At 63.5% G+C, this 12,879-nt stretch carries 18 protein-coding genes; 5 read left to right on the forward strand and 13 right to left on the reverse strand.

Annotation, left to right across the window (positions count from 1 at the left end; translation table 11 throughout):
* The 4 genes from FFI89_RS01980 to FFI89_RS01995 all read right to left on the reverse strand — a co-directional run bounded on the left by FFI89_RS01980 (nucleotide 1) and on the right by FFI89_RS01995 (nucleotide 2,502).
* The gene (locus FFI89_RS01980; RefSeq protein ID WP_138832407.1) at nucleotides 1-414 is read right to left on the reverse strand and encodes a DUF6455 family protein; all 414 of its coding nucleotides are present in this window, start codon (nucleotides 412-414) and stop codon (nucleotides 1-3) included.
* A 150-nt stretch (nucleotides 415-564) separates the two neighbouring features.
* Nucleotides 565-1,356 (reverse strand): hypothetical protein, encoded by a 792-nt coding sequence (locus FFI89_RS01985; RefSeq protein ID WP_138832409.1) that lies wholly within the window; start codon nucleotides 1,354-1,356, stop codon nucleotides 565-567.
* A gap of 57 nt (nucleotides 1,357-1,413) precedes the next feature.
* Entirely contained in the window at nucleotides 1,414-2,019 is a 606-nt protein-coding gene (gene leuD, locus FFI89_RS01990; RefSeq protein ID WP_138832411.1) for a 3-isopropylmalate dehydratase small subunit, read from the reverse strand.
* An 84-nt stretch (nucleotides 2,020-2,103) separates the two neighbouring features.
* The gene (locus tag FFI89_RS01995; protein ID WP_138832413.1) at nucleotides 2,104-2,502 is read right to left on the reverse strand and encodes a metallopeptidase family protein; all 399 of its coding nucleotides are present in this window, start codon (nucleotides 2,500-2,502) and stop codon (nucleotides 2,104-2,106) included.
* 134 nt (nucleotides 2,503-2,636) lie between these two features.
* Here FFI89_RS01995 and FFI89_RS02000 point away from each other — a divergent pair, with 134 nt between their 5' ends.
* Nucleotides 2,637-2,951, forward strand: coding sequence for a hypothetical protein (locus FFI89_RS02000; protein ID WP_138832415.1), 315 nt, complete (start codon nucleotides 2,637-2,639; stop codon nucleotides 2,949-2,951).
* A gap of 31 nt (nucleotides 2,952-2,982) precedes the next feature.
* On the opposite strand, the gene FFI89_RS02005 is transcribed toward FFI89_RS02000, so the two are convergent.
* Nucleotides 2,983-3,222, reverse strand: coding sequence for a hypothetical protein (locus FFI89_RS02005; protein WP_246669353.1), 240 nt, complete (start codon nucleotides 3,220-3,222; stop codon nucleotides 2,983-2,985).
* 205 nt (nucleotides 3,223-3,427) lie between these two features.
* Between FFI89_RS02005 and FFI89_RS02010 the strand changes: the two genes are divergently transcribed.
* The 3 genes from FFI89_RS02010 to FFI89_RS34670 all read left to right on the forward strand — a co-directional run bounded on the left by FFI89_RS02010 (nucleotide 3,428) and on the right by FFI89_RS34670 (nucleotide 5,044).
* Nucleotides 3,428-3,658: a hypothetical protein gene (locus tag FFI89_RS02010; RefSeq protein ID WP_138832417.1), complete on the forward strand. Its 231-nt coding sequence runs from the start codon at nucleotides 3,428-3,430 to the stop codon at nucleotides 3,656-3,658.
* Nucleotides 3,659-3,816: 158 nt separating this feature from the next.
* A complete protein-coding gene (locus tag FFI89_RS02015) occupies nucleotides 3,817-4,104 on the forward strand; it encodes a hypothetical protein (RefSeq protein WP_138832419.1) in 288 nt (95 codons plus the stop codon).
* Nucleotides 4,105-4,441: 337 nt separating this feature from the next.
* A complete protein-coding gene (locus tag FFI89_RS34670; RefSeq protein ID WP_210249064.1) occupies nucleotides 4,442-5,044 on the forward strand; it encodes a hypothetical protein in 603 nt (200 codons plus the stop codon).
* Nucleotides 5,045-5,114: 70 nt separating this feature from the next.
* Here the strand turns inward: FFI89_RS34670 and FFI89_RS02020 are convergent, their stop codons facing one another.
* From FFI89_RS02020 to ffh, 8 genes are all read right to left on the reverse strand, one after another.
* Nucleotides 5,115-5,324, reverse strand: a complete 210-nt coding sequence (locus FFI89_RS02020) for a hypothetical protein (protein ID WP_138832421.1) — start codon at nucleotides 5,322-5,324, stop codon at nucleotides 5,115-5,117.
* A 223-nt stretch (nucleotides 5,325-5,547) separates the two neighbouring features.
* Nucleotides 5,548-6,954 carry a 3-isopropylmalate dehydratase large subunit gene (leuC, locus tag FFI89_RS02025; protein ID WP_138832423.1) on the reverse strand — a complete coding sequence of 469 codons (1,407 nt, stop codon included), beginning with the start codon at nucleotides 6,952-6,954 and terminating at the stop codon, nucleotides 5,548-5,550.
* Between the two features lie 78 nt (nucleotides 6,955-7,032).
* On the reverse strand, nucleotides 7,033-7,167 hold the full coding sequence (locus FFI89_RS35145) for a hypothetical protein (protein WP_256379168.1): 135 nt from the start codon (nucleotides 7,165-7,167) through the stop codon (nucleotides 7,033-7,035).
* Between the two features lie 259 nt (nucleotides 7,168-7,426).
* Nucleotides 7,427-7,807 (reverse strand): 50S ribosomal protein L19, encoded by a 381-nt coding sequence (rplS, locus tag FFI89_RS02030; RefSeq protein WP_074821565.1) that lies wholly within the window; start codon nucleotides 7,805-7,807, stop codon nucleotides 7,427-7,429.
* Between the two features lie 108 nt (nucleotides 7,808-7,915).
* On the reverse strand, nucleotides 7,916-8,635 hold the full coding sequence (trmD, locus tag FFI89_RS02035; protein ID WP_138836025.1) for a tRNA (guanosine(37)-N1)-methyltransferase TrmD: 720 nt from the start codon (nucleotides 8,633-8,635) through the stop codon (nucleotides 7,916-7,918).
* A gap of 11 nt (nucleotides 8,636-8,646) precedes the next feature.
* Entirely contained in the window at nucleotides 8,647-9,171 is a 525-nt protein-coding gene (rimM, locus tag FFI89_RS02040; RefSeq protein WP_138832425.1) for a ribosome maturation factor RimM, read from the reverse strand.
* A 19-nt stretch (nucleotides 9,172-9,190) separates the two neighbouring features.
* Complete coding sequence (gene rpsP, locus FFI89_RS02045) at nucleotides 9,191-9,520, reverse strand: 30S ribosomal protein S16 (protein ID WP_138832427.1); 330 nt, start codon at nucleotides 9,518-9,520, stop codon at nucleotides 9,191-9,193.
* 173 nt (nucleotides 9,521-9,693) lie between these two features.
* Entirely contained in the window at nucleotides 9,694-11,235 is a 1,542-nt protein-coding gene (gene ffh, locus FFI89_RS02050) for a signal recognition particle protein (protein ID WP_138832429.1), read from the reverse strand.
* 442 nt (nucleotides 11,236-11,677) lie between these two features.
* On the opposite strand from ffh, the gene FFI89_RS02055 reads away from it, so the two are divergent.
* On the forward strand, nucleotides 11,678-12,742 hold the full coding sequence (locus tag FFI89_RS02055) for an MBL fold metallo-hydrolase (protein ID WP_168212749.1): 1,065 nt from the start codon (nucleotides 11,678-11,680) through the stop codon (nucleotides 12,740-12,742).
* The last annotated feature ends 137 nt before the right edge of the window (nucleotides 12,743-12,879 follow it).

Below are 12,879 nucleotides of genomic sequence, written 5' to 3' on the forward strand. Positions count from 1 at the left end.
TTACGCGCTCGCCCGCGGGCCGAGACCGTCGATGGTCGGGGCGTTGCCGCAATATTCGTCGTAATGCGCGGCGGCAGTACCGGCGGCAAGTTCGCGATCGCATTGGTGCTTGTGGTTGCACAGCGTGCAGACGCGCTCCATATCGCGCAGCACCAGCGGCTCGGTACGCGCCAGCGCTTCCTTGTCGATTCCGAGCGCCTTCAGCATTTTCGGCAGTTCGTCGGCGGCGTGAGGCCCCTGACGGACCAGCGCTTCCAGATCGGCGGAAGACATCCGCAATTCGCTGGCGATCCGCCCGAAATTGGCCGCGTCCATCTCGCGCATTTCCTTCAACTCGCCGCGGTGTTTCAGCCAGTCGCCAAACGCATTGATCAGCAGTTCGACCCGGGGAAAGGGATGCTCTTGGACGGTCATCGGACGCCTCCGTTCGCAGCAAGATTTGATCCAAATGAACCCAAACGGGGTCGAGCGTCGTTGCGCTGGATCAAACGGGCATCGGGCGATGGCGAAACACATCATCGCGATTGTGGATGCGATCTTACCCTCCCTCTCCAGGGGGGTGAATCAACGCGCTCCAAACTTCTCCGCCGCCCAGGCATACAGGCTGCCGGGGATCGGCTTTTCACCGCCGCGGCCTTTGGGCGAGATGTGCAAGCCGATAATGTCGGGATCGGCGAGCAGCGCCGAAAAATCCGATCGCTCGAAAAACAGTTTCGGCTCGGCATGCACCGCATAGAAGGATTGCTTCGGCAACGCGTGCTGCAATTCATTCGACCGCCGCGCCAAGGCGGTCAGCGCGGCCGGGCCGAAGATCGCGACCCTGATGTCGGCGAGACGGTTTGAACGTCCGCGCCACTGTCTCCATGCGAAAGTCAGCCGATGGCGCAGCGCCAGCCAGTCCGGCGTCAATTCGTCCTGTTCCATCAGGCTTTCGAACGCGCGGACGATCGGATCGTCCGGCGGCAGATATAGAACCGAATTGCCGAGCTGGCGCGGACGCTCCCAGGCGAAATAGGGTTTTGCCGGATCGACCTCGACCGGCTTCAGCAACAGTACGTCGGCGTCGAGCCACAGCCCGGCCGTTTCCGCCATCAGCCGCATGCGGAAGAAATCGCTGAACTGCAGAATGGTCCAGTCGCGCCAGCTTCCGTCGGGTTCCGGCGGACGAAGCCGTTCGGCAAAGGAATGCGGCAGGATCGCTTCGGCCTCGGCATTGCCGACGCCGTCGGGCAGGCCGACCAGCGGATCGAAACTGTAGACGGTGACCTTGTGTCCGGCCGCAACCTGCGACCGCAGGCAGGTCAGCCTTAGCCCGTCGAGCGGGCCATGCCAGAAGCTGACGACGTCAGGCCGCATCCGCGTCGCCCCATAGAAAAAGAGCCCCGATTTTTGGTCGGGGCTCTCCGGAAAACGTCAGGCCCAGGCGCGCTCTTTTTTGGCCTTGGCTTCGTAGGTGTCGATCGAGGCCCTCTTCTCCATCGTCAATCCGATGTCGTCGAGGCCGTTCATCAGGCAGTGCTTGCGGAACGGATCGATCTCGAACTTTGCCTTGCCGCCGTCGGGACCGCGGATTTCCTGATTGGCGAGATCGATGGTCAGCGTCGCGTTGGCGCCACGCTCGGCATCGTCAAACAGCTTGTCGAGATCTTCCTGGGTCACGCGGATCGGCAGAATGCCGTTCTTGAAGCAGTTGTTGTAGAAGATGTCGCCGAACGAGGTCGAGATCACGCAGCGGATGCCGAAATCCAGCAGCGCCCACGGCGCGTGCTCGCGGCTCGAGCCGCAGCCGAAATTGTCGCCGGCGACCAGCACCTTCGAATTCCGGTAGGCCGGCTTGTTGAGGATGAAGTCGGGATTCTCGCTGCCGTCATCCTTGTAGCGCTGTTCCGCGAAAAGCCCCTTGCCGAGGCCGGTGCGCTTGATGGTTTTCAGATACTGCTTCGGAATGATCATGTCGGTGTCGACATTGATGATCTTCAGCGGCGCCGCGACGCCTTCCAGTGTGGTGAACTTTTCCATCGATCGCTTCCCGGTCTAAAATGAGGGATAGGGCGGCTGATTTATACCGAATAGGGCCTTGGCAAAAGGCTAATTTCCGCAATCCTAGCCTGCGCGAGCCTCGATCGCCTCCATATCGGCGTCCGAGAGCCCGAAATGGTGTCCAATTTCGTGAATCAGGACGTGGCGGACGATATGGCCCAGCGTTTCCTCATGCTCGGCCCAGTAATCGAGGATCGGCCGGCGGTAGAGCCAGATCATGTTGGGCAGGCGGGCGATGTCGCCCTGGCTCTGCTGCGGCAGGCCGGTGCCCTGGAACAGGCCAAGCAGGTCGAATTCGGATTGCGCCTGCAACTCGTCCAGTACTTCGTCGGTCGGAAAATCATCGACGCGGACGATCACGCCCTCGCACAGGGTCCGAAAACCCGCCGGCAGGCGCTCGAATACCTGGTGCGCCATGGCTTCCATTTCGGCAAGCGAGGGGGCTTTTGCGTTGGTCCACATGGCCTCTGTTTAGCGCATCATCCCGGAAAAGTGGGAACCGGTTTTCCCCCGCGGGCGCGCACGCTTTTGCGGGAGTTGACCTTGGCGCGCCAATCGGAGACCGTACGGCCCGGTATCAGGCTTGGGTGGATGGGATGACGCGTTTTGTGACGGTTGCGCTTGGGGCTGCTTTTACCGGGCTTATGCTCGCGGGCACGGCAGCGCAGGCGCAGACGGCGATGTCGGGCGCACAGGGCGCGCGGAAGCCGGCAGTTACCGACGCGTCCTCGCAGAGCCGGAAGCTGCGGCGCGTGCCGATCTATCGGCCCGATTGGGAGCCGGACGTCTATCCCCGTTACAACCCCGGTCCCAACGCGGTACGGGATTGCACCGCAACCTACGTAACGGAACAGCGGCCGAGTGGCACCGTGATTACTCCGCGCATGAACTGCTACTGGCGCCGCGGCTAAGCGTTCTCCCGTCGATCCTTCCGTCGATCAGCTAGCGTCCGCGCACGGCGCCGATCAGTCCGGCGCCGACGACAAGCGCCGATGCGCCGTAGACGAGGATGGCCATCGCCACCTGGGTGAAGTGACTTGCGGTTCCCATGCCGCCGCCGGGGCCCTGTGAGGCGAGAGCGGCACTGGCCCACCACACTTCTATAACGATCACTTCCGTAACGACCATCGCGGCTGCGATCGCAGCACGCGATATCGATCCGCCTATGCGAGACGATGTCATGACGATCTCCCGAAAGAACAAACTGCAGAAGATACGACGGTAGTCTACGCCGGTTTTGCGCCGGCGCGTAAAATCAGCGGAACAACGTTCTGCGTTCCGCATTCATGTTCGCGGCGCAAACGTTCACACCGCATTCACGTGATCACCATCAGCATGTGAACTGCGTCGCGTCGATGCGACTCACATGAACCCAAGGAGACCATAGATGCAGGTGACGAAAGTGCTGGGACTTGCCGCCGTTGGCGCATTGCTCGTTCTCGCCGCTCCGACCGAACGCGCGCAAGCGTTGTCGCTCAGCAATCCCGGCGCCGCCGCGGCGGTTCAGCAGGATACCAGGGCGGATACCACCGAAGTAAGGTGGGGACGCCATCATGGCGGCTGGCATCGCGGCTGGCATCGTCACCGCTGGCACCATCGTCACTGGCGCCGCTGGTAATATCTCACGGCGTTCAAATAGGCCCGTTCATCGCGGGCCTATTTTCGCTTCAGCGGTCTTTTCGTTTCAATCTCGGCTGGCGCATGATGTCGCGGTTGCGAAACCGGCTCGATCACTTCACGTTATCCCGCAAGGTCGATCCAAATCAGGAGCTCATCATGAAGCGTTTGATCGGCGCCGCCCTTGTCACGGGCGTGCTCGCGTTTGCCGGCCCGTCAGGGATCAACCAGGCCGCCGCGGCGACGCCGCAAATGAAGGCGCCGACATCAGCTGTTTCAGCCGCGACCGAGCCCAGCGCGCGCCGGCACCATCGGCGCCACTATCATTACGGCTATCGTCCGTATTATCGGCCCTACTATTACGCGCGGCCCTATTACTATCGGCCGTATCCCTATTACGCGCCGGCCCCGTTCCCGTTCGGTCTTGGATTTGGTCCGTTCTGGTGATGAAGGATCCTCTCTTGTCGTCCCGGCCAAGCCAACGGGTCGCGCGAATGCGCGCCCGATGACAGGCTCCGCGCGAGCCGGGATCCATACCGCGTGATCTATCGATGAGGCAGTGCGGTTGACGCCTTCCTCAACAACCAAATCCTGTGGTTATGGGTCACTGCTTCCGCAGGGACGACGAAAGAGTTTGAATGCGGAGAGCATTTCATCTCTACGGTCCGCGCATTCATGGCGCGTTCACGTGCCCGTCGCTAATGTCACGATGGGAGCGACCGCACATCAGCGCGGCGAGGCCAGCCGGGCGCAACGCTTCGTCGCCGGTTAGGGAGGATTATCGATGACGATATCCGATCCCGGACGCGGCTTGGTCCGCCGTCTGGGCCTTGCGGCTGCGGCGATCTTTGTTCTCGCAGCCAGTCCACAACAGCGCGCCGAGGCGCTCTCGCTTGCCAGTCCGGGCACCGCGCCGTCAGCGAAAGTCGCGACCGACGGATCGATGATCCAGGTTCGCGGCGGTCATGGCGGTGGTGGCGGCCATGTCGGTGGCGGCGGCCATGGCGGTGGCGGTTTCCACGGCGGAGGTGGTGGCTTCCACGGCGGCGGAGGTTTCCACGGTGGTGGCTTTCACGGCGGCGGTTTTCACGGCGGCGGTTTCCGCGCCGCTCCGGTGTTCCACGGCGGTGGCTATCGCGCCGTTCACTTTGGCGGCTATCGCCATGCCTACTTCCGGCCGCACTTCTTTCACCGGCCGCACTTCGTCCACCGGGTTCACTTCCGGCGCTTCTACGGATCGTCCTATTACCCCGCCTACTACGGATATCCGTATCGCTACTGCCGGGTGGTCTGGACCTATTACGGGCCGCGCAAGATCTGCCGGTATCGCCCGTGGTACCGTCACCACTATTGGCGTCACCACTGGCACCACTACCGCTACTGGTGAGGCTTCCCCAAAATGAAACAGGCGCCCGTTCGGGCGCCTGATTTTCGTCGGTCGTCGTCCTGAATGAACTCTAATCCCAGTTCGTGAACTTCCAGGGCTTGATTTTCCATGGCGTGAGGTTTTCGAGCCGCCACTGTTCAACGCGATCCGATCGATGGCTAAGGCGTGAGGTTTGCTTGACCGCCGCCGACGGGAGATCGACCATGCGCGACTGATTGCTGCGGCGCGACTGCCTAGTCGCCTCGCTGATCATATCGACGAATTCAGGCTTATCCGCCATGGCTGGTTCCCTCGCGAAAGTGCTTCCGCAAGGGATCAGTCTGCGCCCTGGCTGTTAACGAGGCGTTTCCAGAACGCCTCGTTGTCGAGACAAACCGCGCCTTTTGTTCTGGCGCGTTTTCTAGCGCAGATAAGTCTACGCAATCTGCGCAAGCTTGATTGCCATGCGAACCGGTGCCCACCCACGGATCGAGTCCGAGGGCACGCTTCGCTCGAAAACGCTTTTAATGCCAGTCCCGGATATCGACGAAATGCCCGGCAATCGCCGCGGCGGCAGCCATCGCCGGCGACACCAGGTGGGTGCGGCCCTTGAAACCCTGACGGCCCTCGAAGTTGCGGTTCGAGGTCGAGGCGCAGCGCTCTTCCGGCGCCAGCTTGTCGGGGTTCATGGCGAGGCACATCGAGCAACCCGGCTCGCGCCATTCGAAGCCGGCCGCAATGAAGATCTTGTCGAGGCCTTCGGCTTCCGCCTGCTCCTTCACGATGCCCGAACCCGGCACGATCATCGCGTTGACATGACTGCTGACGGTCTTGCCCTCGGCGACCTTGGCGGCTGCGCGCAGATCCTCGATGCGACCGTTGGTGCAGGAGCCGATGAAGACGCGGTCGAGCTTGATGTCGGTGATTTTCGTCCCCGCGGTCAGGCCCATATATTTCAGCGCGCGATGCTTTGACAGCCGCTTGGCTTCGTCGGCGATCTTGTCGGGATCCGGCACCAGGCCGGAAATCGACACCACGTCCTCGGGTGAGGTGCCCCAGGTCACGATCGGCGGCAGCTTGGCCGCATCCAGCTTGAGCTCGTGATCGAAATGCGCGCCCTGGTCGGAGCGCAGCGTGTCCCAGTAACGCATCGCCGCGTCCCAAGTCTCGCCCTTCGGCGACTTCGGACGGCCTTTGAGGAACTCGAACGCTTTTTCGTCCGGCGCGATCAGGCCGGCGCGGGCGCCGCCTTCGATCGACATGTTGCAGACGGTCATGCGGCCTTCCATCGACAGTGCGCGGATCGCATCGCCGGCATATTCCAGCACATAGCCGGTGCCGCCGGCGGTGCCGATCTCGCCGATGATCGCCAGGATGATGTCCTTGCCGGTGACGCCGTCGGGCAATTTGCCGTCGACCGACACACGCATGTTCTTGGCCTTCTTCTGGATCAGCGTCTGCGTCGCCAGCACGTGCTCGACTTCCGAGGTGCCGATGCCGTGCGCCAGTGCGCCGAACGCGCCATGCGTCGAGGTGTGACTGTCACCGCAGACGATGGTGGTGCCGGGCAGCGTGAAGCCCTGCTCCGGGCCGATGACGTGGACGATGCCCTGACGCTTGTCGAATTCGTTGAAGTACTCGATGCCGAATTCCTTGGCGTTCTCCTGCATCACCCGCATCTGCTCGATGCTCTCCGGATCGGGATTGGGCTTGGAGCGGTCGGTGGTCGGGATGTTGTGATCGACCACGGCCAACGTCTTCTCCGGCGCGCGGACCTTGCGGCCGGTGGAGCGCAGGCCTTCGAACGCCTGCGGCGAGGTCACCTCGTGCACCAGGTGGCGATCGATATAGAGCAGGCAGGTGCCGTCATCGGCTTCGTGCACCAGATGGTCGTTCCAGATCTTGTCGTACAGCGTGGTGGGTTTGGACATGAGCGCAAGCTCCAAAAGAAATTCTGTGTGGATGGTCAGGCGCGGCAACGCGCGAGCAGAACGAGATTCAGCGCAGCCTCAGGCTGCGCTGCTAAGCTCTGAGGTCGCCGAGGTCGCGAAGCGTCCGAAGAAGCGGCCAGGCAGCCGCGAGCGATCGTCGATCACGATGGGAGCGACGCGCCGGCCGGCATTGCTGGTCTGATCTGGAACCATTCTAGCCTCATACCACACGCCATATCTAAGCGCGATATGCGTTTGCCGCCACCCGTCATTGCGAGCGGAGCGAGAGTGCATCGTCATTCCGGGGCGATGCGTAGCATCGAACCCGGAATCTCGAGATTCCGGGTCTGGTGCTAGCGCACCATCCCGGAATGACGGCATTCGTTCGTCGCTTCCGCTCTTCGCAATGACGAAGGGCAACAAAAAAGCGCGGGGTGAGCCCGCGCTTTTCCGAAATTCCAGTGCGACAGATTTACTCGCCGACGGCGGCAGCGCGCTCGGTCTTTTCGACGATGCGGGCCGACTTGCCGCGCAGCTGACGCAGGTAATACAGCTTGGCTCGACGCACCTTGCCGCGGCGCACCACCTTGATCGAGTCGATCATCGGCGACATCACGGGGAATACGCGCTCGACGCCTTCGCCGTAGGAGATCTTGCGAACGGTGAAGCTCTCGTTGAGCCCGCCGCCGGAACGGCCGATGCAGACGCCTTCATAGGCCTGCACGCGGGTGCGCTCGCCTTCGACCACCTTGACGTTGACGATCACGGTATCGCCGGGGCCAAATTCCGGAATCGTCTTGGTGGCGGCCAGCTTGTCGAACTGCTCTTTTTCGAGCTCTTGAATGAGGTTCATCTGAAATCTCCATCGGCGGCGCGCCCAGCCAGTCCAGCGCGGGCTGCGCGAACGTCCATCTATCCATGCGCGGATTTGGCGCCCGTATAAGGCAAAGGCGCGCGCTTGTCACCCGTCTGTCGTGCTTTTTGTCCCGGTCTGGCGGGACTTTGTGGCCCATAGATCCGGCCGCCGCGCCCGGGTCAGAGCCTCGGACTCGGCCCGGCGCCAGGTCGCGACCCTGGCATGGTCGCCGGAAGTGAGGGTTTCCGGGATGGTGCGGCCCTCGAACTCCTGCGGCCGGGTGTATTGGGGGTATTCCAGTAGTCCTTCGGAAAAGCTCTCCTCCGTGCCGGAGGCCAATTTGCCCATCACGCCCGGCAAAAGCCGGACGCAGGCGTCAATCAGCGCCATCGCGGCGATTTCGCCGCCTGACAGCACGTAGTCGCCGATCGAGACCTCTTCGAGGTTCCGCGCGTCGATGACCCGCTGGTCGATGCCCTCGAACCGGCCGCAGACGATCAGGGGCCCCGGCCCGGCGGCGAGTTCCACCACCCGCGACTGGGTCAATGGCCGACCCCGCGGGCTCATCAAGAGGCGCGGGCGGCTTTCGCTGCTATCGGCGGCATCGATGGCCGCAGCCAGCACGTCGGCGCGCAGCACCATGCCCGGGCCGCCGCCGGCCGGGGTGTCATCGACGCTGCGGTGCTTGTCGGTGGCGGAGTCCCGGATGTCGCGGGCCTCCAGCGACCACAGGCCGGAGGCCAGCGCCTTGCCCGCCAGGCTGACGCCGAGCGGTCCGGGAAACATGTCCGGGAAAAGCGTGAGAACGGTGGCGCGCCAGGTCATTGGGGAAGCCATCACGTGAGTGTCGGAACGTCGTCGCCTTCGATTTCCTGCGGCAGTTCGATCACGACGCGTCCGCCTGCAAGATCGACCGTGGGCACCACTGCGTTGGTGAACGGCAGCAGCATCGTGGGGCCGGAGGGCGGCGCGATCTCGATGATGTCGCCGGCGCCGAAATTATGGATCGCCAGCACGCGGCCGATCGGTTCGTTGGCCGCGTTGACGGCGGCAAGCCCGATCAGGTCGGCGTGGTAATATTCGTCCTCGTCGGTCGCGGGCAATTTTTCGCGCGCGACATAGAGCTCGATGCCGTTGAGGCGTTCGGCATCCTCGCGGGTGGCAACGCCCTTCAGCGTCGCCACCAGATGGTCCTTGGCCGGACGGGCGTGCGTCACCTCGAACTGGCGCGCGCCGTCTTTGGTCATCAGCGGGCCGTAATCCATCACGGCCAGCGGGTCTTCGGTAAACGGCCACAGTTTCACCGCGCCGCGCACGCCATGCGCGGCGCCGATACGGGCGACGCAAATCGGTGCTGCCACCGTCGTGCGCCGTTACGTCTTACTTCGAAGCGGCTTCAGCGGCGGCCTTGCGCTCCTTGCGCGGCACGGCCTTTTCCGGGTTGTTGCGCGCGGCGCGCTTGACGACGCCGGCGGCGTCCAGGAAGCGGGTCACGCGGTCCGACGGCTGCGCGCCCTTGGCGAGCCAGGCCTTGACCTTGTCCATGTCGAGCTTGAGGCGCGCCTCATTGTCCTTCGGCAACAGCGGATTGAAATGGCCGAGACGCTCGATGAAGCGGCCGTCGCGGGGGAAGCGCGAGTCGGCGACGACGACGTGATAGACCGGACGCTTCTTGGTGCCTGCACGAGCGAGGCGAATAACGACTGACATTTGATTCTCCTGAGTGTGGTTGGATTAAGCGATGGTTTTATTAGTTCGTCATCGCGAGGAGCGAAGCGACGAAGCAATCCAGCTTCTTTGTTGGCGAAGGATGGATTGCTTCGCGGAGCCTGTCATCGGGCCGGCCAGAGGCCGGACCCGTTGGCTCGCAATGACGGAAGCGGTCATTTTTTCTTCCCCGGAAAACCGAGGCCCGGCAAATTCGGCTTGCCGCTGAGTCCGGTTAAACCCGGCAGGTTCGGCAGGCCCTGACGCAGGCCGGCCGGAAGATCCTTGGGCAGTGCAGGCATGCCGCCCGGCGCTGCGCCGCCCGGCATTTTCTCCGCCAGCGCCTTCATCTGATCCGGCGACGGCATGCCGCCGCCAAAACCCATCGCCTGCGCGATGCCGGCCATCGGGCCGCGCTTGCCCGAACCCATCGCCTTCATCATGTCGGCCATGTTCCGGTGCATCTTGAGCAGCTTGTTGACTTCCTCGACCTTGGAGCCGGCGCCGGCGGCGATCCTTTTTTTACGGCTGGCCTTGAGGATGTCGGGATTCTTGCGCTCCTGCCGCGTCATCGAATCGATCACCGCGACCTGGCGCTTGATGATCTTGTCGTCAATCCCGGCATTGGCGATCTGGTTCTTCATCTTGGCGATGCCGGGCATCATGCCCATCAACCCACTGATGCCGCCCATGTTCGCCATCTGCAGCAACTGCTCGCGCATGTCGGTGAGATCGAACTGACCCTTGCGCATGCGCTCGGCGGTGCGCGCGGCCTTTTCGGCGTCGATATTGGCGGCGGCCTTTTCGACCAGCGACACCACGTCGCCCATGCCGAGAATGCGCCCCGCGATGCGGCTCGGATGGAAATCTTCCAGCGCATCGGTCTTTTCGCCGGTGCCGATCAGCTTGATCGGCTTGCCGGTGACGGCGCGCATCGACAATGCAGCACCGCCGCGGCCGTCGCCGTCGACGCGGGTCAGCACGATGCCGGTGAGGCCGACGCGCGCATCGAAGGCGCGCGCGAGATTGACCGCGTCCTGGCCGGTCAAGGCATCCGCGACCAGCAGCACTTCATGCGGGTTGGCGGTGGATTTGATCTCCGCGGCCTCGCTCATCATTTCTTCGTCGAGCGTGGTGCGGCCGGCGGTGTCGAGCAGCACCACGTCGTAGCCGCCGAGCTTGCCGGCTTCGAGCGCGCGGCGCGCGATCTGCGCCGGCTTCTGGCCGGGCACGATCGGCAGCGTCGGAATGTCGAGGTCGCGGCCGAGCACGGCCAACTGCTCCATCGCCGCCGGGCGGTAGATGTCGAGCGAGGCCATCAGCACCTTGCGCTTGTCGCGCTGGGTCATGCGGCGCGCGAGTTTCGCGGTGGTGGTGGTTTTACCGGAGCCCTGCAGGCCGACCATCATGATCGCGACCGGCGGCACTGCGTTGAGGTCGATGGTCTGGCCGTCGGAGCCGAGCGTATTGACCAGCTCATCATGGACGATCTTGACCACCATCTGGCCGGGGGTGACCGACTTGACGACGGTGGCGCCGACCGCCTGCTCGCGGACGCGGTCGGTGAAGCTGCGGACCACGTCGAGCGAGACGTCGGCTTCCAGCAGCGCGCGGCGCACCTCGCGCATCGCGGCATCGACGTCGGTTTCCGACAGCGAACCGCGGCCCGTCAGCCGATCGAGTATCCCACCAAGCTTTTCCGACAGACTGTCGAACAATGCCGTTATCCTGCTGCTCTCCTCACCCTGAGGAGCAGGCGAAGCCTGCGTCTCGAAGGGTGGGCCGGGTATCGTGGCCTCATCCTTCGAGACGCCGCTGCGCGGCTCCTCAGGATGAGGGTCATCCAAACAATTTTACGCCCGAGGGCGCATCGCGCTGTCGGGCGTTGGCCTCCGGTCTCAAGGGCCGGGCGGCGGGTCGAAAAGAACCTCTTTTCGAGAAGTGCCGGGGTTAAACCCCCGGAAAGCGGCAAAGTCAAGGAAAGTCGGAGAGAGGTTTTATTATACCTCTATTATGCCATTGTAATAATTGATGTTTTGGAAATGGTTGAATTTTCGGCCGCCGATGAGGGCGTCGTTGCCCCGCAGGGTTCCTGTTGGGCCGGCGCACGCCATATATCGGAACATGCCGCTTCGCTTCCTCCTGTCGTGATCCCGCCCCGTGCCCATCACCCGCCGCCGCGTTTTTGGAGTGCTCGCCGCGGCCGCCGCGGCCGTGGGCGTGCCGTCAATCTGGATGTCCCGCATGAAAACCTATGACGGCCCCGTCTCCGACCATTTCGACGGCCTGCAGTTCTTCGATCCCGACGGCGCACCGCCGAAGTCGCTCGGCGAGGTGCTGCGCTGGCAGTTCGGCTCTGGCCGGAAACGCGAAAACTGGCCGGAGTGGGTGCCTAGCCCCCATGCCGACACGCCACCCGCGCGGATCGAGGGCGGCAAGTTGCGGCTGTCGTTCGTCGGCCATGCGAGCTGGCTGATCCAGACCGCCGGTCTCAACATCCTGGTCGATCCCGTGTGGTCGAGGCGCGCTTCGCCGTTCTCGTTTGCCGGGCCGAAGCGGCACAACGACCCCGGCATCGTGTTCGACGCGCTGCCGAAGATCGATATCGTGCTGGTGTCGCACGGCCATTACGACCATCTCGACCTCGCGACGCTGTCCAGGCTTGCCGCAAAATTTTCGCCGCGGGTGATCACGCCGCTCGGCAACGACGTCACGATGCGCGATGCGGATGCGGCGATCAAAGCCGAGGCGTTCGACTGGCAGGATCGCGTCGAACTCGGTAACGGCCTTGCGGTGACCCTGGTGCCGACGCGCCACTGGTCGGCGCGCGGATTGTTCGACCGCAACAAGGCGCTGTGGGCGAGTTTTGTATTGGAGACGCCGGCCGGCAGGCTCTACATCGTCTGCGATTCCGGCTACGGCGACGGCAAGCATTTCCGCCGCGTGGCCGAGAAGCACGGCCCGCTGCGGCTGGCGATCCTCCCCATCGGCGCCTATGAGCCGCGCTGGTTCATGAAGGACCAGCACATGAATCCGCACGACGCGGTGAAGGCGCTGTCCGACTGCGGCGCGCAAGCAGCACTGGCGCATCATCACGGCACGTTCCAGTTGACCGACGAAGCGATCGATGCGCCTGTGATCGCGCTCGGCGCGGCGCTCGATGAGGCGAAGATTCCGCGCGAGCGGTTTGCGGCGCTGAAGCCGGGGCAGGTAGTCGAGATCTAGTCCATCGTCGTCCTGGCGCCCGTGCGCAACTGGGCACTGTGCCGTGACGACGAATTGCCGCGCCGCAGGTCGCGGCGGTTCTCCGAGCACGTCATCGGTGACGAGAAATTGCACGCCAGTCGGGGAATAATCACTGG

It is taken from the genome of Bradyrhizobium sp. KBS0727 (genome assembly GCF_005937885.2).
GTDB lineage: Bacteria > Pseudomonadota > Alphaproteobacteria > Rhizobiales > Xanthobacteraceae > Bradyrhizobium.

What these genes read in the sequence shown, in the direction of transcription:
- FFI89_RS01980 (WP_138832407.1), bottom strand. Translation starts at nt 414, where the DNA reads ATGACCGTCCAAGAGCATCCCTTTCCCCGGGTCGAACTGCTGATCAAT.
- FFI89_RS01985 (WP_138832409.1), bottom strand. Translation starts at nt 1,356, where the DNA reads ATGCGGCCTGACGTCGTCAGCTTCTGGCATGGCCCGCTCGACGGGCTA.
- leuD (WP_138832411.1), bottom strand. Translation starts at nt 2,019, where the DNA reads ATGGAAAAGTTCACCACACTGGAAGGCGTCGCGGCGCCGCTGAAGATC.
- FFI89_RS01995 (WP_138832413.1), bottom strand. Translation starts at nt 2,502, where the DNA reads ATGTGGACCAACGCAAAAGCCCCCTCGCTTGCCGAAATGGAAGCCATG.
- FFI89_RS02000 (WP_138832415.1), top strand. Translation starts at nt 2,637, where the DNA reads ATGACGCGTTTTGTGACGGTTGCGCTTGGGGCTGCTTTTACCGGGCTT.
- FFI89_RS02005 (WP_246669353.1), bottom strand. Translation starts at nt 3,222, where the DNA reads ATGACATCGTCTCGCATAGGCGGATCGATATCGCGTGCTGCGATCGCA.
- FFI89_RS02010 (WP_138832417.1), top strand. Translation starts at nt 3,428, where the DNA reads ATGCAGGTGACGAAAGTGCTGGGACTTGCCGCCGTTGGCGCATTGCTC.
- FFI89_RS02015 (WP_138832419.1), top strand. Translation starts at nt 3,817, where the DNA reads ATGAAGCGTTTGATCGGCGCCGCCCTTGTCACGGGCGTGCTCGCGTTT.
- FFI89_RS34670 (WP_210249064.1), top strand. Translation starts at nt 4,442, where the DNA reads ATGACGATATCCGATCCCGGACGCGGCTTGGTCCGCCGTCTGGGCCTT.
- FFI89_RS02020 (WP_138832421.1), bottom strand. Translation starts at nt 5,324, where the DNA reads ATGGCGGATAAGCCTGAATTCGTCGATATGATCAGCGAGGCGACTAGG.
- leuC (WP_138832423.1), bottom strand. Translation starts at nt 6,954, where the DNA reads ATGTCCAAACCCACCACGCTGTACGACAAGATCTGGAACGACCATCTG.
- FFI89_RS35145 (WP_256379168.1), bottom strand. Translation starts at nt 7,167, where the DNA reads ATGGTTCCAGATCAGACCAGCAATGCCGGCCGGCGCGTCGCTCCCATC.
- rplS (WP_074821565.1), bottom strand. Translation starts at nt 7,807, where the DNA reads ATGAACCTCATTCAAGAGCTCGAAAAAGAGCAGTTCGACAAGCTGGCC.
- trmD (WP_138836025.1), bottom strand. Translation starts at nt 8,635, where the DNA reads ATGACCTGGCGCGCCACCGTTCTCACGCTTTTCCCGGACATGTTTCCC.
- rpsP (WP_138832427.1), bottom strand. Translation starts at nt 9,520, where the DNA reads ATGTCAGTCGTTATTCGCCTCGCTCGTGCAGGCACCAAGAAGCGTCCG.